This window comes from Curtobacterium sp. PsM8 (genome assembly GCF_030433875.1).
In the GTDB taxonomy this organism is placed as follows: domain Bacteria; phylum Actinomycetota; class Actinomycetes; order Actinomycetales; family Microbacteriaceae; genus Curtobacterium.
The window spans coordinates 1-17,093 of the sequence record NZ_JARUXD010000010.1 but is presented as its reverse complement, the minus strand read 5'-3'; the positions used below and the strand labels follow the sequence as shown (position 1 = coordinate 17,093).

Annotated in this window: 18 protein-coding genes; 6 read left to right on the top strand and 12 right to left on the bottom strand. The window is 73.2% G+C overall.

Features of this window, described 5'->3' with window-relative positions; translation table 11 throughout:
* The first annotated feature begins 29 nt into the window (after window positions 1–29).
* Window positions 30–494: a DUF2231 domain-containing protein gene (locus QCD68_RS03710; RefSeq protein WP_253465936.1), complete on the top strand. Its 465-nt coding sequence runs from the start codon at window positions 30–32 to the stop codon at window positions 492–494.
* Between the two features lie 40 nt (window positions 495–534).
* Here the strand turns inward: QCD68_RS03710 and QCD68_RS03705 are convergent, their stop codons facing one another.
* Complete coding sequence (locus tag QCD68_RS03705; RefSeq protein ID WP_301222063.1) at window positions 535–1,053, bottom strand: hypothetical protein; 519 nt, start codon at window positions 1,051–1,053, stop codon at window positions 535–537.
* A 187-nt stretch (window positions 1,054–1,240) separates the two neighbouring features.
* On the opposite strand from QCD68_RS03705, the gene QCD68_RS03700 reads away from it, so the two are divergent.
* Entirely contained in the window at window positions 1,241–2,569 is a 1,329-nt protein-coding gene (locus QCD68_RS03700; RefSeq protein WP_253465930.1) for a PP2C family protein-serine/threonine phosphatase, read from the top strand.
* On the opposite strand, the gene QCD68_RS03695 is transcribed toward QCD68_RS03700, so the two are convergent.
* Window positions 2,553–2,966, bottom strand: coding sequence for a MarR family winged helix-turn-helix transcriptional regulator (locus tag QCD68_RS03695; protein ID WP_111075357.1), 414 nt, complete (start codon window positions 2,964–2,966; stop codon window positions 2,553–2,555). The genes QCD68_RS03700 and QCD68_RS03695 overlap by 17 nt on opposite strands.
* A 54-nt stretch (window positions 2,967–3,020) precedes the next feature.
* Between QCD68_RS03695 and QCD68_RS03690 the strand changes: the two genes are divergently transcribed.
* Window positions 3,021–3,797, top strand: coding sequence for an alpha/beta fold hydrolase (locus QCD68_RS03690; protein ID WP_301222062.1), 777 nt, complete (start codon window positions 3,021–3,023; stop codon window positions 3,795–3,797).
* 22 nt (window positions 3,798–3,819) lie between these two features.
* Here QCD68_RS03690 and QCD68_RS03685 read toward each other — a convergent pair whose 3' ends face one another.
* The gene (locus tag QCD68_RS03685) at window positions 3,820–4,260 is read right to left on the bottom strand and encodes an NUDIX hydrolase (protein ID WP_111075355.1); all 441 of its coding nucleotides are present in this window, start codon (window positions 4,258–4,260) and stop codon (window positions 3,820–3,822) included.
* Window positions 4,261–4,444: 184 nt separating this feature from the next.
* Here QCD68_RS03685 and QCD68_RS03680 point away from each other — a divergent pair, with 184 nt between their 5' ends.
* Window positions 4,445–5,293 carry an SDR family NAD(P)-dependent oxidoreductase gene (locus QCD68_RS03680; protein ID WP_301222061.1) on the top strand — a complete coding sequence of 283 codons (849 nt, stop codon included), beginning with the start codon at window positions 4,445–4,447 and terminating at the stop codon, window positions 5,291–5,293.
* A gap of 9 nt (window positions 5,294–5,302) precedes the next feature.
* Here the strand turns inward: QCD68_RS03680 and QCD68_RS03675 are convergent, their stop codons facing one another.
* From QCD68_RS03675 to QCD68_RS03635, 9 genes are all read right to left on the bottom strand, one after another.
* Complete coding sequence (locus QCD68_RS03675; protein ID WP_301222060.1) at window positions 5,303–5,713, bottom strand: hypothetical protein; 411 nt, start codon at window positions 5,711–5,713, stop codon at window positions 5,303–5,305.
* Window positions 5,714–5,867: 154 nt separating this feature from the next.
* On the bottom strand, window positions 5,868–6,704 hold the full coding sequence (locus tag QCD68_RS03670) for an alpha/beta fold hydrolase (RefSeq protein ID WP_111075353.1): 837 nt from the start codon (window positions 6,702–6,704) through the stop codon (window positions 5,868–5,870).
* Between the two features lie 70 nt (window positions 6,705–6,774).
* A complete protein-coding gene (locus QCD68_RS03665; RefSeq protein ID WP_221849379.1) occupies window positions 6,775–7,491 on the bottom strand; it encodes an alpha/beta fold hydrolase in 717 nt (238 codons plus the stop codon).
* A gap of 139 nt (window positions 7,492–7,630) precedes the next feature.
* Window positions 7,631–10,390 carry a LuxR family transcriptional regulator gene (locus QCD68_RS03660; protein ID WP_301222059.1) on the bottom strand — a complete coding sequence of 920 codons (2,760 nt, stop codon included), beginning with the start codon at window positions 10,388–10,390 and terminating at the stop codon, window positions 7,631–7,633.
* 71 nt (window positions 10,391–10,461) lie between these two features.
* A complete protein-coding gene (locus QCD68_RS03655; protein ID WP_301222058.1) occupies window positions 10,462–11,313 on the bottom strand; it encodes a hypothetical protein in 852 nt (283 codons plus the stop codon).
* A gap of 106 nt (window positions 11,314–11,419) precedes the next feature.
* Complete coding sequence (locus QCD68_RS03650) at window positions 11,420–11,764, bottom strand: hypothetical protein (RefSeq protein ID WP_301222057.1); 345 nt, start codon at window positions 11,762–11,764, stop codon at window positions 11,420–11,422.
* Between the two features lie 7 nt (window positions 11,765–11,771).
* Window positions 11,772–12,881: a chorismate synthase gene (gene aroC, locus QCD68_RS03645; protein ID WP_301222056.1), complete on the bottom strand. Its 1,110-nt coding sequence runs from the start codon at window positions 12,879–12,881 to the stop codon at window positions 11,772–11,774.
* Window positions 12,882–12,976: 95 nt separating this feature from the next.
* Entirely contained in the window at window positions 12,977–13,564 is a 588-nt protein-coding gene (locus QCD68_RS03640; protein WP_301222055.1) for a TetR/AcrR family transcriptional regulator, read from the bottom strand.
* Between the two features lie 61 nt (window positions 13,565–13,625).
* Window positions 13,626–14,945 (bottom strand): carboxylesterase family protein, encoded by a 1,320-nt coding sequence (locus tag QCD68_RS03635; protein WP_301222054.1) that lies wholly within the window; start codon window positions 14,943–14,945, stop codon window positions 13,626–13,628.
* Window positions 14,946–15,100: 155 nt separating this feature from the next.
* On the opposite strand from QCD68_RS03635, the gene QCD68_RS03630 reads away from it, so the two are divergent.
* Together QCD68_RS03630 and QCD68_RS03625 are read left to right on the top strand one after the other, a co-directional pair.
* A complete protein-coding gene (locus QCD68_RS03630; protein ID WP_181439288.1) occupies window positions 15,101–15,901 on the top strand; it encodes a sugar phosphate isomerase/epimerase family protein in 801 nt (266 codons plus the stop codon).
* Entirely contained in the window at window positions 15,898–17,007 is a 1,110-nt protein-coding gene (locus tag QCD68_RS03625; protein WP_301222053.1) for a Gfo/Idh/MocA family protein, read from the top strand. Before QCD68_RS03630 ends, QCD68_RS03625 begins: the two co-directional genes overlap by 4 nt.
* The last annotated feature ends 86 nt before the right edge of the window (window positions 17,008–17,093 follow it).

Below are 17,093 nucleotides of genomic sequence, written 5' to 3'. Positions count from 1 at the left end.
CCTGGTCGCCCCGGCACGGAAGGTCCGACATGGACTGGCAACTCGGCGGACTCCCGCTCCACCCCCTCCTGGTCCACCTGACCTCGGTCGCGGTCCCCGTGGCCGCGCTGGTCGCGATCGCCGTCGCGGTCTGGCCGGCCGCTCGACGGTGGCTGGCGGTCGGCGCACCGCTGATCGGTCTGGTGGCGTTGGTCTCCGTGCCGCTCGCGACGTCGTCGGGTGAGTGGTTGGAGTCACGCGAGAAGGAGACCGCACTGCTCGAGCGGCACACCGAACTCGCCGACGGCCTGCTGCCGTGGTCGATCGCGGTCTTCGCGCTGCTCGTGCTGTGGTGGGGGTGGCACCGCTTCGGCACCGAGCGCATCACGAACCGTGGTGCGGTCCGCGCGGTCGCGGTCGTCGGCCCGGTCCTGCTCGTCGTCGTCGGCGTGGTCTCGCTGATCGAGGTCGTGGTGATCGGGCACGCGGGCGCCGTCTCGGTGTGGAAGGGCTGACGCCGCGCTGACACCGCTCAGCCGCCGTGGCTGACGCCGGTCAGCCGCCGTACTGCGCCGACACGACGATGTTGGAGCCGGACTCGGTGCAGGCGGTCCTGATCGTCCGGACCCGGAGGTCCCAGTCCGCCGTCGTGTCGTCGATCGTCGGCCCCGGATGCTCCTCGAGGTACCGCTGCGCCGAGTCCAGCGCGGGCGACACCTTCACGTCCGTGCTGGTGAGGTGCTCGAACCCGAACCGCACCGACGCCGCCAGCGCGTCGAACTGCGCCTGGGTGAGCGCTCCGCGGGACAGGCCGTCGCGCGCGTTGTGCGCGACGGTCTCGAGCGCGCTGACCTGGCCGCAGGTCGCGGCAGCGCTGTCGTCCATGTCCATGTCCATGGGCTCCGGGGTCGCCTGCTCCGGGTCCACGGCCGCCGCGGCGGCGGAGGGTGTGCGCGACGTGCTCGGCGCCGCGCCGGCTCCGTCGTCGGCGGAGCACCCGGCGAGGGCGGTCGTCGCGAGCAGTGCGACGGTGGCGGCGACGACGGACGTCCGGACGGATCGGTGGTTCCCCATGCGGACGATCCTGGCGGACCGGCCGGCGCCGTCGCCGGCTCGATGCGGGATCGAGACCGGTACGAGACCGACTCGTGACCCGTCGGCGACGAGCCGGGAGGCCCGTGGCACGCCGCCCGGACCAGCCGTCTGCCCCACGAACGGGCGCGTTCCCACGGGCCCCTGCTGCCGGTAGCGTCAGCTCCTGATGACGAAGACGCCAACCGGTCGGACCGTCGTCCCGGACACCGCGGTCGACCGAGCGGACGCCGCCTCCGGGCGGACCGGGGCGAGAGCGAACCCGGTGGTCAACCAGGCGGTCATCGTCGTGGTGTCCGTGATCGCCGCGGTGTGCAGCGTGCTGCTGCCCTGGCTGACGGTGACCAACGCGACGAGCATGTGGACCGGGACGGCCCTGGCGGTCGTCGGGCTGGCGTTCGCCGGACTGCTCGCGGCCCGACCGACGCTGATGCGCTTCGAGCTCCTGGTGCCGGCGCTCGACTTCGTCGCGATCGGCCTGCTGCGGTACGGCACGGGTGACGCGCGGTCCCCGTTCCTCGCCGCGGTCCTGCTGCCGGTGATCTGGATCGCCGCCCGACCCGGCCGGCAGAACGTCCTCTTCCCCCTGGTCGGGACCGCCGCGACCTTCCTGGTGCCGGTGCTCCTCGGGCACGCCGACCTGGGCGCGAGCGAGGTCGTGCGGCTCGTCGTCGTGCTCGTGGTCTTCACCGCCGTCGCCGGGGTCACCAACGAGCTCGCCCGTCAGGGGTCCGTCCGCCTGCAGACGGTGCAGGAGCTCCGACGGCAGGCCGAGGCGGAGATCTCCCAGGCGGCGCTGGTCCAGCGGTCCCTGCTGCCCGTGTCGACGGCGGACCTGCCCGCGGCGTTCACCGTCCGGGCCGTGTGCCTGCCGACGCGCTCGGTCGGCGGCGACTTCTACGACTGGTTCCCGACCACCGCGGGCGCGGCCTTCACCCTCGGCGACGTGATGGGCAAGGGCGTCGGTGCCGGCATGATCGCCGCGGTGGTGCGGTCGGTCCTCCGCTCGTCGGTGCGCGAGGGGGCGCCGGACGAAGCGGTGAGCCGCACGGCGACCGGCCTGGACGTCGGTCTGGACGCGCCGGCGACCGAGCAGTTCACCACGTGCTTCCACATGCACCTCGACGTCCGCGGGGTCGCCCGGTGGGTCGACGCCGGGCACGGCCTGGCGCTGGTGCTCCGAGCGGGCGGGGGCCACGAGTGGCTGCGGGGCACGGACACCCCGATCGGCGTCGGGACGAGCTGGACCACGCACGAGACGGTGCTCGACGCTGGCGACGTGGTCCTCGTGGTCAGTGACGGTGTCCTCGACCTCTTCGGCGACGGGCTCGACGCGCTGGACCGGTTCGAGGCGTTCACCCTGACCGAGCCGGACCCGGAACGCCTGGTGTCCCGCCTGGAGGAGCTCGGCCGGGCGGGCCACCACGCCGACGACGTCACGGTGCTCGCGGTCCGCTACGACCCGCAGCCGACCGAGGTCGTCACTCCCCCGCGGTGAGGGTGGTCAGCGCGGCCATCAGTGCCGCGCGGCCCGGTTCGTCGAGCGGGGCGAACAGCTCGTCGAGCACCCGGGCGGCCACCCGGTGTCCGTCGTCGAGTGCTTCGCGCCCGGTCGGGGTGAGGGTGTGCACGAGCCGACGCCCGCGTCCCGCCGACCGTTCGATGAGCCCGCGCTCGACGAGTCGGGACGCCAGCGTGCCGAACGCCTGGTCGCTCTGGAAGGTGGCGACGGCCAGGTCGTGACCGGACGCCCCCGGCATCCGGTCGACGGCACGGAGGGCGTCCCACTGCACCAGGCTCACCCCGACGTCCTGCAGGGCGAGGTCCATCGTGCGGTGGTTCCGGTACTGCGCGCGCTTGACCGCCTGGCCGAGCCGTTCGAGGTCCGTCGTCATGGTGCTACGGTATCAACACATTTAGATCAACATGTTGATTCAGGAGTCTCGACCATGCCGAACACCCTCCCCGACGACCTGCCCGTCCTCCGCGCCGGCGACCCCGCCGCACCGACCGCCCTCGTGCTGCACGGTGGCGGTGGACCCCGGACGGTCGCCCCGATCGTCGGGCACCTCGCCGCCACCCGACACGTCCACGCCCCGACGCACCCGGGCTGGGACGGCACCGCGCGACCGGAGTCGATCGCGTCGATCGGCGACCTTGCGTCGGCCTACCTGACCCGGCTCCTCGACCACGGCGAGCGCGACGTGCTGGTGGTCGGGTCCTCGATCGGCGGGTGGACCGCCCTCGAGATGGCCGTCCAGGCCGCAGCGGACGAGCGGTACGCCGGGGTCCTCGGCAGCGTGGTCGTCATCGACACCGTCGGGGTCGTCGTCGACGGGGAACCGATCGCGGACTTCTTCGCGCTCGACGCCCGCGGACTCGCGGAGGTCGCCTGGCACGACCCCGAGCGCGGCTACCAGGACCCGGCGCTCGTGACCGAGGAGCAGCGCGCGGTCCTGCAGGCGAACGGGCAGACGATGGCCGTGCTCGCCGGCCGGGCGATGAGCGACCCGACCCTGCTCGGACGCCTGTCGGCGGTGTCCGTGCCGACCCTCGTCGTCTGGGGCGCCAGCGACCGCGTCGTCACCCCCACCTACGGCCGTGCGGTCGCCACGGCCGTCCCCGGTGCCGTCTTCGCCGAGGTCGCCGCCGCCGGACACCTGCCGCACCTCGAGGCGCCCGAGGCGACCTGGGCCGTGCTCGACCCGTTCGTCGCCGGGCACTGACCGACCGGACGGGAGGCGCGGCTCACTCCGTCGTGACGCCCGCCCACCGCAGGGCCTGCGCCACGAGCAACCCGTGGCGGTGCGCCCCGAGTTCGGCGATCGGCACCCAGGCCGCCTGGTCCGTCGTCCCCTCGGCCTCGTGGCGCAGCGAGCCCCCGACGACCCGGGCCCGGTGCACCACCTGCACGGCCTTCATCGGTCGGCCGTTCCGGGTCTTCCGACGCTCGGGCGGGACCACGTGGGAGCGCACCCCGAGCAGCTCCTCGACGACCACGTCGTACCCGGTCTCCTCGAGCACCTCGCGGACGGCGCCCTCCTCGACGGTCTCGTCGAGCTCGACCCCGCCGCCCGGCAACGTCCAGAGCCCGGCGTCCGGCCAGCTCAACCGGGCGAGCAGCACCCGGTCCCCGTCGGTGACGACGGCGTAGGACGCCAGCCGGGTGTCGTAGTCGGTGTACTCCATGACCCGACCATCCCAGGGACCGGGCCGATGCCGGAGCGCCGCGCCGGGCCTCCCGTCCTGGCGACCCGCCCGGCCGGTCCTCCGAGACGCGAGCCACGAGCCACGAGCCACAAGCCACGAGCCACGAGCCACGAGCCACGGTGCTAGGTTGACGACACGCAGTGTCATCGATCCGGAGGTCGTCATGGAAACGCATCGCATCGAGGGCACGACCGTCCTCGTCTCCGGCGGCTCGTCCGGCGTGGGCCTCGCCGTCGCGAAGGGGCTCGCTCGCCTCGGGGCCCGGACGGTGCTGCTCTCGCGGGACGCCGGCCGCGGCCGCGACGCCGTCCGTGCCGTCCAGCAGGCGACCCCCGGCGCCGAGGTCGACGTCGAGTCGCGCGTCGCCGACCTCACCTCCCCGGCCTCGGTGACCCGCCTGGTCGACGGCCTCGGGAGCACGGTCGGCAGCCTGGACGTGCTCGTGAACGCCACCGGGTCCGTCGGGGAACGCGGTGACCTCCAGCCGGGCATCCCCCGCAGCTTCGCGACCAACGCCCTGACGCACCACCTGCTGACCCGTGCCGCGTTGCCGCTCCTCCGCCAGGCACCGGAGGCCCGCGTCCTCACGGTCGGCGTGGCACCGGCCCTGGTCCGGCGCCTCGGGGACGTCGCGGTCGACGGTGTGGACGCGAACGCCTCCGGGGTCCGGGTCCTGACGCAGGCGGTCGCCTGGAAACTGCTCCTGTCGCGGCACCTCGCCGAGACGGAACCCGGCATCAGCGCCGTGGTCTTCCACCCCGGCCTGATCCGGTCCGACCTGCTCGGCCGACAGGCGCTGCCCCTGCGACTGCTCGGCAGTCTCGCGAACCGGTTCGCCCGCTCCACCTGCCCGGTCGCGGAGCACCTGGCGTCCCGGACCGCCGACCTCGGCCCGGCAGGGGGCATGGTCGACGACCGTGGGCGGACGGTGCCGCTGCCCGCGTCGATCAGCACCGCGAACGCCGAGCGTTCGTGGGCGGCGAGCGAGCGGCTGGTCAGCGAACTGCAGTGATGCCGGCGGTCAGACGACGAACAGTGCGGTGACCAGCGACAGCAGCAGGAGGCACGAGGCCAGGACGGTCGCGACGACGGTCGTCACCCGTGACCGGTCCGGTCCACGCGTGCGTCGCCAGGCGACGACCGTGCACACCACGGCGACCAGTGCCAGCGGGATCACGACGAAGACGTCACCGATCCGGGTGACCTCGCGGAACAGGCCGCCGTGGCCGGCTTCGCCCTGGCTGGCGGCGTAGATCAGCCCGCTGCCGAGCAACGAGGCCAATCCCAGCACCGCGCCGATGAACGAGGCCGCGAACCCCACGGAGGCGACGACGATCCCCGCGACGGCCCAGGCCGAGCCGCGACGACGCGGTGGTGCGGCCGGCGGTGCGCCCCACACCGGTGCTCCGCTCGCGTTCCTCCACTCCGGCATGACGCCACCCTGCCACGTCGACGAGCGTGGGGATGCGTCAGTGACGAGGTGACGGACGGGAGGCGTGGTGCCGGTGACCTGGTCGGCCCACCGGCACCGCGCCTCCCGTCCGGTCCGCTGCGGACGCAGCGTCGGCGACGTCGGTGCAGCGACGTCAGCTGCGGATGAACGCGAGGATGTCCGGGTTGATGACGTCCGCGTGAGTGGTCAGCATCCCGTGCGGGTACCCCTCGTAGATCGTGAGGGTCGCGTCACTGAGGAGCTCGGCCTGCTTCAGGGCGGCGGCCCGGTACGGGACGACCTGGTCGTCGTCGCCCTGCAGGACCAGCACCGGCACGGTGATCGCCCGCAGGTCCTCGGTCTGGTCGGTCTCCGAGAACGCCTTGATGCCCTCCAGGTGGGCGACCGCACTGCCCGTCATGCCCTGGCGCCACCAGTTGGCGACCACCGGTTCGGACGTCGTCACGCCGGGCCGGTTGAAGCCGTAGAACGGGCCCGAGGCGACGGCCTGGAAGAACTCGGCGCGGTTCGCCGTCAGCGCGGCACGGAACCCGTCGAAGACCGAGAGGTCGGTGCCCTCCGGGTTGGACTCCGTCTTGAGCATCAGCGGCGGCACGGCGGACACCAGGACGGCCTTCGCGACCCGACCCTGCGGCTGGCCGTACCGGGCGACGTACCGGGCGACCTGGCCGCCACCGGTGGAGTGACCGATGTGGACCGCGTCGTGCAGGTCGAGGTGCTCGACGACGGCGGACACGTCGCTGGCGTAGTGGTCCATGTCGTGGCCGGTGCCGATCTGCGACGACCGCCCGTGGCCACGCCGGTCGCTCGCGACGACGCGGTACCCCTCGGCCAGGAAGTACAGCATCTGCGCGTCCCAGTCGTCCGAGGACAGCGGCCAGCCGTGGTGGAACACGATCGGCTGCGCGTCGGGGTTCCCCCAGTCCTTGAAGTAGATCTCTGCCCCGTCGTCGGTGGTGATGTAGCCCATGTGTGGTGCCCTCCTGTGGTGGTCGTGCGGTGTGGTGGTCGTGCGGTGTGCTGGGTGGGTCGGTGTGGGGTCAGGCCAGCTCGGCGACGGCGTCGGTGATGACGGCGGCCACCTCGGCGGGGTGGGTCTGCATCACCAGGTGCGGGGCGTCGAGCTCGACCACCCGGCGGACCCCGGCGCGCTGGTACCCGAACCGCTCGACGTCGGGGTTGATGGTGTGGTCGGCGCTGGAGACGATCCCCCACGACGGGCGGCTCCTCCACGCGGCGACGGCCGCGGGCTCACCGAACGCGACCGCGGACAGCGGGCGTTGCGAGACCGCCAGCACCTCCGCCGTCTCCCGGTCGAGGCCGCCCGCGAAGACGGCGGGGAAGGCCTCGATCGCCACCGAGACGTCCGTGCCGGGCTCGGCGCCGTCCACCGGGTACGGCGCGTACACGAGGGCGGCGGCGAGGTCGCTGTCCGGGAAGCCGCCCTGCAGCTCGCCGAGGCTCTCGCCCTCCTCGAGTGCGTACGCGGCGACGAACACCAGCCCGACGACGTTCTCGGCGGCACCGGCGACCGTGACCACCGCGCCTCCGTAGGAGTGTCCGGCGAGCAGGACCGGCCCGTCGACCTGCTCGACGACGGACCGGATGTACGCCGCGTCGGCGGACAGGCTGCGGTTGGAGACCGGCGGGACGAGGACCCGGTGGCCCTGCTCGAGCAGGAGCTTCGTGACGGGTGCCCAGCTGGCGGCGTCGGCGAAGGCGCCGTGGACCAGGACGATGGTGGGGGCTCCGGACATGGTGCGTTCGCTCCTTCCCGGTCCGCAGCCCGTGGCGCGGCCCGGCGTCGGTGGTGACCGTGGGGTTCCGCTCAGAAGGTACGAGCGGGCACGACCGGTGCACATCGGTCACGATGACCGAGATCCGCCGCCGGATGACCTAGGGGCGAGTTGCCCGGTCCACGGCGTCGCCGTCGGCCTCGGCCTCGGCCTCGGTCGGCAGCACACCGGGCAACTGCTGGCGGGTCGAGATCCCGAGCTTCTGGAACGCCGCGTACAGGTGCGCGCCGACCGTCCGGGGTGAGACGAACAGGTGCTCACCGATGGCCCGGTTGCTCATCCCGCGCGACGCGAGGGTGCAGACGCGGAGCTCCTGCGGGGTCAGCATTTCGACGTCGCGTGCGCCGGCGGCCGGCAACCGCTCGCCGGCGGCACGGAGGGCGTCGCGCGTCCGTTCCTCCCACGTCGGTGCCGGCATCGCCGCGAACAGGTCGAGGGCCGCGTGCAGCACCGCCCGGGCGAGCGTCGTCCGGCGCGCTCGGCGCAGTCGGCGGCCCAGTCGGAGGAGCGCACGCGCCTGCACGTACGGCATCGCCCAGCGCTCGTGCTGCAGTGTCACCCACGCCGACTCGAGCTCGTCGTCAGGGACCAGCGCGAGCCGGGTGTAGTCGACGGCGGTCCGGACGATCGGTGCGTGCCAGCGCGCGTGGAGCTGCTCGAGGTCCGCCAGCCGCTGCTCGACGTCGCCGCGTCGGCCCGACTCCAGCGCGGCGTCGACGAAGTCGTGCGAGGTCGCGACGCCGAACCACGGGTGGTACCCGTCGTGAGCCGGGTCGGACAGGCCACGGAGGCGCTCGAGGGCCTCCGACGCACGGCCCGCGAGCAGGTCGACCAGCCCCGCAGCCCCACGCAGCGTCGCACGCATCGCCCCGGACCGGAGGACCTGCGCACCCGCCTGGGTCCCGCCAGCGATCTGCTCGGCGTCGGGCATCACCCCTTCGAGGGCGTCGAACCAGGCGAGCGCACAACGAGCCGCCGCCGAGAAACCGGCGTCACCGAGGTCACGGCCGAGCGACTCGGCCTGCTCCGCGAGGGACCGGGCCTTCGCGACGTCCCCGGCCAGGTACGTGGTCATCGAGGTGCCCATCAGTGCCTGCGGGAACGTCCGCAACTCACCACGAGCCCGCATGCTCGCGAGGGCCCGGTCGAGCAGCACCCGGGCGGTCTCGACCTCGCCGACGAGGTTGAGCGCGTAGCCGAGGAGCCACGCCGACTCCTCGTCCTCGGCCGTCGGAGCCGCTGCGAGCGCGCGTTCCATGACGTGGTCGCCGCGGACCACCGGTTCCGTCCGCGCGGCCAGGAGGATCGCCCGCGGGTCGTCGTCGGGCAGCGCGAGTGCCTCGACCACGACGAGCATCGGGTCCCCTGGGTCGGGCTCGGCGGTGTGGTCCCAGGCGATCGCGGCGAGGTGCAGCAGGGCGGTGGTGGCGTCCTCGACGCCGCCGGCCGCCTGCATCTCGGAGACCGCGTGGAGTGCCGGTCCGAGGTCGCCGACGGCGAGCCCCGTCCGGCCGGTGGGCAGGATCTCGGCGAGCCAGGCCGCACGCGCCGCGAGCAACCGGTCCGGCGCCTCGTCGCGGGCTCGCTGCACCAGGAGCGCCGCGTCGGCGATCCGGCCGGACAGCCCGGCGAGTTCCGCCGCGGTGATGCGTCGCTCGACGCGTCGGACGACGTCCGACGTCAGTTCGGCGGCTCGCTCGTAGGCGCGGCTCGCGACGAGCGGATCGGACATCGCCGTCCGTCCCGCGCCGAGTGCGGCGATCTCCTCGGCCAGGGCGTCGTCGTGTCCGGTCGTGAGCTCGGCACGCCACCAGACCGTCCGGGTCGGATCGTCCTCGTGTTCGGTGACGAGCGACCGCAGGACCGCGGTGCGCTCGGTCGGCGACGCAGCGGCGAGGACCGCCGACTGGACGAGGGGGTGCCGGAACCGGATCGCGCGCGGGGCCTCCCAGACCAGGAGCGACGACGCCGACGCCTGCTCAGTCCACGTCGGCGGTGGGAACCTCCCGAACGCCCGGGCAGCCACCCGTGCCGCCTCCTCCGCACCCGTGCTGCCGGACAGTGCCACGGCGAGGACCGCCAAGCGGACCGACTGCTCGAGTCCGGCGAAGCGACCGGCGAACTCCTGCTCCACCCGGCCCACCACCGGACGGTCGCGAGCGTGCTCCTCCGACGCCGACCGGCCCAGTTCGCGCAGCGCCAGCGGGTTGCCCTCGGCGCGGAGCACGAGGTCTCGCCGAGCCTGCCCCCGCGGCGCTCCGGGGACGCCGTCGAGCAGCAGGTCGGCGGCCGGCGCGTCCAGCGGCGCGAGGTGCAGCCGTCGGACGCCCGGGTCCTCGGCCGCGTCCGAGTCCCGCGTCGTCATGACGATGACCATCGGGTCCTCGCCGACCCGGCGGGCGATCATCCGGAGTGCCCACCGCGACGGCACGTCCATCCAGTGCAGGTCCTCGACGACGACCAGGAGCGGACGTGCCGCGGCGGCGTCGGAGAGCAGGGTCAGCGCCGCCAGTCCGGCGAGGAGCGGCGAGGGCTGCACCCCGGACGTGACCCCGAAGGCGACGTCGAGCGCCCGTCGCTGCGGCTGCGGCAGGTCCGGGATGCCCGCCCGCAGGGGGTACAGGAGCAGGTGGAGCGCGGCGTAGGGCTCGCTGGACTCGGCCAGGGTGCCGGTCGTCGTCAGGACCCGGAGACCTCGACCGTCCGCGTACTCGACCAGGTCGGCGACGAGGGACGACTTGCCGATCCCGGCTTCCCCGTCGACCACGAACGCGGCACCGCCGTCGGTGACGTGACCGACGGCATGTCGGAGGGCGGCGGTCTCCCGCTCACGCCCGATGACGGGCTGCGCCGTCGTCATGGGGTCAGTATGGCAGCGGCACGGTCAGCTCGCGGAGCCGTCGTCGCACCTGATCGTGAGGATGCTGCCCGTCACGCCGGCGGCACGCCCCGGTCCGCCGGCGACAGGTTGTACACGGTGCCGTACCGCAGTGCTCCATCCGAGGCGTCCGCGGTGAACGGGTTGAGGTACTCGAAGTCGTCCTTGGTCAGGGCGAAGCGTTGCCGGATCGCCGGGAACGTGTCGCCCGGAGCGACGGTGTAGGTCGACGGCACACCGTTCGTCGAGGTCGTCGTCCCGGTCGCGTCGGCGCGGGTGCCGTGGTCGGCCACGACGAGACCCGCGTGGGTGTCCGGCACGTCCCAGGTCAGCGGTGCCGCCGCGAGGACGGGGGTGATGCACCCGTCGGGTCCGGCGGTGCCGGTCGCCGAGTCGACGTGGACGACGGCGCCGCGGAGGTAGGACGGGTCGACCTCGAAGGGACCACCCTCGATGCTGATCGGGAGGGACCAGGTGTGGGGCTCGGTGTCGACGCCGTTCATGACGAACCGCCACGAGTCGCTCGGGCAGGTGGCCGTCGTGGCGTACGGCGTCAGGTCGAGGTCGAGCTGACCGGTCGCGGTGGAGTGGAAGTCGTCGATGGTCGCGGTCACCACGCCGTCGGCGGCGGTGAGGACGATCGTCCCCGACGTGCTCCCGTCCGACGAGGCCAACGTCCCCGTCGCGATCACACCCGAGAGCGCCGGGGACGCCTCAGCCGCGTCCGCGGTCGGCGTCGGCGTCGGCGTCGGCGTCGCCTGCGTCCGTGCCTGCAGGTGCGTCACGGACGGCGACGGTGTCGGCTGCTCGGCACCGGGCGAGGCTGCGGCGACCGCGCAACCGGTGGCCAGGAACACGATCGCAGCGGAAGCGATGCCGACGGCGGTGACACGAGTACCCCTCATGCTGGGATGTTCGCAGATCGGATCCCGGTGGCGACACCGGTGCGGGCAGTCGTGACCAACCTGGGACCAGGACGACGTGTCCGAGGACAACCGGTCGGACCGCCGGTCAGCTCGTCGAGCCGTCGTCCCACTTGATCGTCAGGATGCTGGTCATCGCGCCGGGGTCGGACGCCTCGATCGGCCCGCCACCCGATCCGCCGTCGGTCGCCACGACCGCGCTCGCCTGCCTCCCGTGCGGCGAGTCCGGGACCTCGTCCCACGCCACGGACACCCGCTCGCCCGGTACCAGGTACCCGAAGTCGCGCCCGACGACCGCGCTGAAGTGCACCCAGACGTCACGCACCACTGCCGGGAGGCCCGGATCACCTCCGGCGTCCGGGTCCAGGTCGACGACTCCCCACCCCTCCTCGCCGTTCCAGCTCCGCACCGTCCCGGGCGTCGTCGTCGTCATCGGGTCGTCATGCGCTCGGCCAGACCGGGCCCTCGATCGGCGGGACCGGCAACGACACCGCCCCGTCGTACGCCCGGTGGAGCAGCATGTGGTCCATCAGCACGAGCGCCAGCATCGCCTCGACGACCGGCGTGGCCCGGATCCCGACGCACGGGTCGTGCCGGCCCTTGGTCTCCACGACGGTCGGTGTTCCGTCGCGGTCGATCGAACGGCGCGGGGTCCGGATCGAGCTCGTCGGCTTGATCGCGATCGAGACCCGCAGCTCCTGACCGGTCGAGATCCCACCGAGGACCCCACCCGCGTTGTTGCTCGCGAACCCGTCCGGAGTCAGTTCGTCGCCGTGCTCGCTGCCGCGCTGGCTCACGCTGTCGAACCCGGCACCGATCTCGATGCCCTTGACCGCGTTGATGCTCATCATCGCGCTGGCGATGTCGGCGTCGAGCTTGCCGAACAGCGGCTCGCCGAGACCCGCCGGGACGTTCCGGGCGACGACGTCGATCCGCGCACCACACGAGTCACCGGCGGCGCGCAGCTCGTCCATCCGCTGCTCGAGCTGCGGCACGACCGCGGCGTCCGCGGCGAAGAACGGGTTCAGCGGGATCTGCGACTCGTCGACGAAGGGCACGACGATGTCGTCGAGCTGGCTCATCCACCCGACGATCTGCAGGTCGCACTCGCTCCGGAGCCACTGGCGGGCGATCGCACCGGCCGCGACCATCGGCGCCGTCAACCGGGCCGACGAACGACCCCCGCCACGAGGGTCGCGCAGGCCGTACTTGCGCCAGTACGTGTAGTCGGCGTGGCCCGGCCGGAAGGTGTCGAGCAGGTCCGCGTAGTCCTTGCTCCGCTGGTCCTCGTTCCGGATCACCAGCGCGATCGGCGTGCCCGTCGTCCGCCCCTCGTAGACCCCGGACAGGATCTCGACCCGGTCGGGCTCCCGACGCTGGGTGACGTGCCGGGACGTCCCGGGGCGCCGCCGGTCCAGGTCGTGCTGGATGTCCGCTTCGGTCAGGGGGATCCCCGGGGGGCATCCGTCGACCACGCACCCGATGGCAGGACCGTGTGACTCGCCGAAGTTGGTGACGCGGAACAGTTCTCCGAACGTGCTGCCGGACATGGGTCCTCCAGATCAGGGGTCAGGTGCGCGGTGGCCGGGCGACCCTCGACCGTAGCGCGACGAGCCTGATCGTGGGGCACCCGATCGCGCAGAACTCAGACGAGCGCGACCGCACCCCACCCGGCGCGCATGCGGGCGACGGCCCGGTCCCACCCCGACAGCAGGTCGTTGTCGTCGCGCATCAGCGACTGCACCTGCAACCCCTCGTAGAGGGCGACCAGCTGCTCGGCGGCGTGCCGGGGCGACGTCCCGCGCGGCTCGCGACCGGCGACGACGTCCCGCACGAGGGCGAGAGTGATGTCCTCGAACGAGTGGACGTACTGGCTCCGGAACCACCCGGAGGCCGGGTGCGACGGCGCCGAGGCCGCACTGAGCGTGGCGATCCGGATGCGGACGAGCCCCGGATCGGCAAGCCCGGACTGCAGGCGGGCGCGGAGGTACGCGGCAGCGCCGTGCTGTTCGGCGATCGGCCACAGGGATGCTCGGTCGCCGTTGTTCCAGCGGTTCATGACGGCGACGACGAGCAGTTCCCACACCGGGTAGGCGTCGGTGACGTCTGCGGGCGTGAGGTCGGCGAGCGCCGCGACCTCGGCGGGCCCGACGGCGTGGAAGTCCGAGCGCCGGAAGGCCTCGATCGCCGCCTGGACGATGCGGGGACGGAGGTCGGCATCGGGCGCGGGCATGAGGACGATCATCCGGCCCGGGCCCGGGTGGCGCGACCGCCAGTTCGAGGGGCGTGGACAGTCAGCCCCGGTCGAACGTCAGCGTCTCGTCGTCGGCCGCGGTGACCCGTCCGGTCCGCGCGAACTCGGCCCAGATCGCCCGGTGTCCCGGCCCGCGCCGTTCGACGGCCGCCCAGTCCTGCTCCGGCACGAAGCGGCTGCCGGCCCACGCCGCGCGGTCGCCGAGCAGCAGCGGCACGTCACTCATGTGCACCGCCCCGGTCGGTCGGACGGTCACCCCGCGGTGCAGCCGGTAGACGACGGCCCGACCGCCGGCGGCACGGTGTCGGGCGGCGAAGGCGCGGGCGTCACGGCCGTAGATGACCTCGCTGAGCGGGCGGACGAGCCACCACCGGAGCAGCGCCCGGCCGATCCCGGTGCGCGCGACGGCCGGGAGGCCCGGGATCATCGGCACGTAGAGGGCGGCCTCGTCGGTGGCGGACCCGATGAGCACCTCCACGTGCGGGGCCGCACGGCGCCAGGCGTCCGGCAGGTCGCGTTCGGCGGGCAGCGGTGCGTGCCCGTACTGCGTGCCGAAGGGCATCCCGCCGCGCAGCCCGTACGGCAGTGCCACCTTCTCGGCGGCCGCCTGCAGCGCGAGCACGTCGTCCAACGCGGTGTCCGGGGCGACAGTCCCGACCGCGCGGAGCATCGCGCGGTTCATCCGCGCCCGACGACGCGACAGCCCGAGCGGGGCGCTCTGCACGATGGCGCGCTGGAACAGCCCGGCCGTGCCCTCGGCGACCATCAGGTGCGCGATCGCGTCGCCGCCGGCCGACTGCCCGAACAGGGTGATGCGCTCGGGGTCGCCGCCGAGCCCCGCGATGTTGGCGTGCACCCAGCGCACCGCCTCGACCAGGTCGAGCAGCCCGAGGTTCGCCGGCACCCGCTCCCCGTCGCCGAGGAAGCCGAGCACACCCAGTCGGTAGGTGACCGCGACGACGACGACCCGCTGCTCCTCGGCGAGCGCCCGCGGGTCGTGGATCGGGATGTCCCCGCCACCGACGACGTACGAGCCGCCGTGGATCCACACCATCACGGGCAGCAGTTCGTCCTCGCCGAGGTCCGCGGGCACCGTCACCGACAGGGCCTGGCAGTCCTCGGACACCTCGGCCTCGATCGGGTGGATGAGCTCCTCGAGCACGGGCGTCGCCGGCTGCGGCGGCACCGGCGCGGGGGTGTCGGCGACGAAGTCGGTCGTGAACGGCGGGACCGGCTGCGGTCGCCCGAACCGCTCGGCGCGGGCGTACGGGATCCCGAGCGCGCGGACCACGCCGCCGTCGCGGTGGCCGACGATCCGGCCGACGGGCGTGCGGAAGGTACGGGTCGTCGCGGCGGTCACCAGGCAACCGTACGACGGTCCGGGAGGCACGGATCACGTCACACGGGGATGAAAACTACACAGCGGGTGGTTTCTACGGTAGCGTCGGATCGTCTCGCCGTGGAGCAGTGTCTCCGTCGGCCGCACACCACGTCAGGATCGAAGGAGCCTCTGCAATGCCCACCACCTCTGTGCAGCTGTACTCACTGCGCGACGCGATCGCCGAAGACCTCGACCAGGCCATCGCCCGGGTCCGCGAGATCGGCTACGAGAACGTCGAGCCCTACGCGTTCGTCGAGCGCGCCACCGACCTCGAGCGTGCGTTCGCGGCCACCGGCCTGAAGGCCCCCTCCGGCCACGTCGCCGTGATCGACGCCGACGACACCGCCCCGATCTGGGACGCTGCGGAGCGCCTCGGCATCCACACCGTCATCGACCCGTTCATCCCGACCGACCGCTGGCAGACCGCGGACGACGTCGCGAAGATCGCCGAGCGCGTCAACGTCCTCACCGCCGAGGCCGCGTCCCGTGGCCTGCAGTTCGGGTACCACAACCACCAGTGGGAGTTCACGAACAAGGTCGACGGCCGCACGGTCTACGACCTGTTCGTCGAGCAGCTCGCGCCGGAGACCGTCCTCGAGGTCGACACCTTCTGGGCGACCGTCGGTGGCGCTGACGCCGCAGCCGTGCTCCGTGGCCTCGGCGACCGTGTCGTCGCCATCCACGTCAAGGACGGCAAGGTCGACGGTGACATCCGCACCGCACTGCCCTCGTCCGAGAGCGCCCTCATCGTGCCCGAGGCCCTACAGCGTGCCTTCGAGAACCAGACCCCGGCCGGCCAGGGCGACGTCGACGTGGCGGGCATCCTCGCCGCGGCGCCGCAGGCCATCCGCGTCGTCGAGTTCGACGCGTACAAGGGCGACGTCTTCGAGGGCATCACCGAGTCCCTCACCTGGCTGAAGGACAACGACAAGTGAGCCGCACCGGCATCGGCATCATCGGCGCGGGGAACATCTCCACGCAGTACCTCGAGAACCTGACCCAGTTCGCCGACGTCGAGGTCCGCTTCGTCGCCGACGTGCTGCTCGACCGGGCCGCCGCCCAGGCCGAGAAGTACGGCGTCGCCGGTTCCGGCAGCGTCGACGAGCTCCTGGCCCGTGACGACGTGCAGATCGTCATCAACCTGACGATCCCGGCCGTGCACGCCGAGGTCGACCAGCAGATCATCGACGCCGGCAAGCACGTGTGGAGCGAGAAGCCGATCGCGACCGACCACGACTCGGCCGCGGCCGTGCTGGCGTCGGCGCAGGCGAAGGGCCTCCGCGTCGCGACCGCTCCGGACACCGTGCTCGGCGCGGGCATCCAGACGGCGCTCCGGGCCATCGCGCGCGGGGACATCGGCGAGCCGCTCACCGCGACGACGCTGTTCCACGTGCCCGGACCCGAGGCGTGGCACCCGAACCCGGACTTCCTGTTCGCCACCGGCGCCGGCCCCCTGTTCGACATGGGCCCGTACTACGTGACGACGCTCGTGCACGCGTTCGGCACCGCTTCGCGCGTGCAGGCCGTCTCGTCGAAGTCGCTCGACCGCCGCACCATCGCCTCTGGTGACCGTGCCGGCGAGACCTTCCCGGTCGAGGTCCCGACGCACCACGCAGCGCTCATCGAGTTCGCCGGCGGGCAGTCCGCCCAGTCGACGTTCTCGTTCCAGCACGCGCTGCCGCGGATGGGCTTCGTCGAGATCAACGGCACCCTCGGCACCATCTCGCTGCCGGACCCGAACACGTTCGAGGGCGAGTCGACCCTCTGGCGCTACGGTCAGGACGAGCCCGAGACCCTGCCCGCCGTCGGTTCCACCTGGGGCCGTGGCACCGGGGTCGTGGAGCTCGCCCGCGCGATCGCCGAGGACCGACCGGAACGCGCCTCCGGTGCCGTGGCCCTGCACGTCCTGGACGTGCTGCTCGGCATCCGCGACGCCGCCGAGTCGGGCTCGGCCGTCGAGATCACGTCGTCCGTCGACGCGATCCCGCCGCTGCCGGAGGACTTCGACCCGGCCGCCGCGGTCCTGACCGCCGGCGAGTAGCCGCAGCCCCACCACCGGAACGGGGGGGGCCGCCGGGGGGGGGGGGGGGGGGGGGGGGGGGGGGGGGGGGGGGGGGGGGGGGGGGG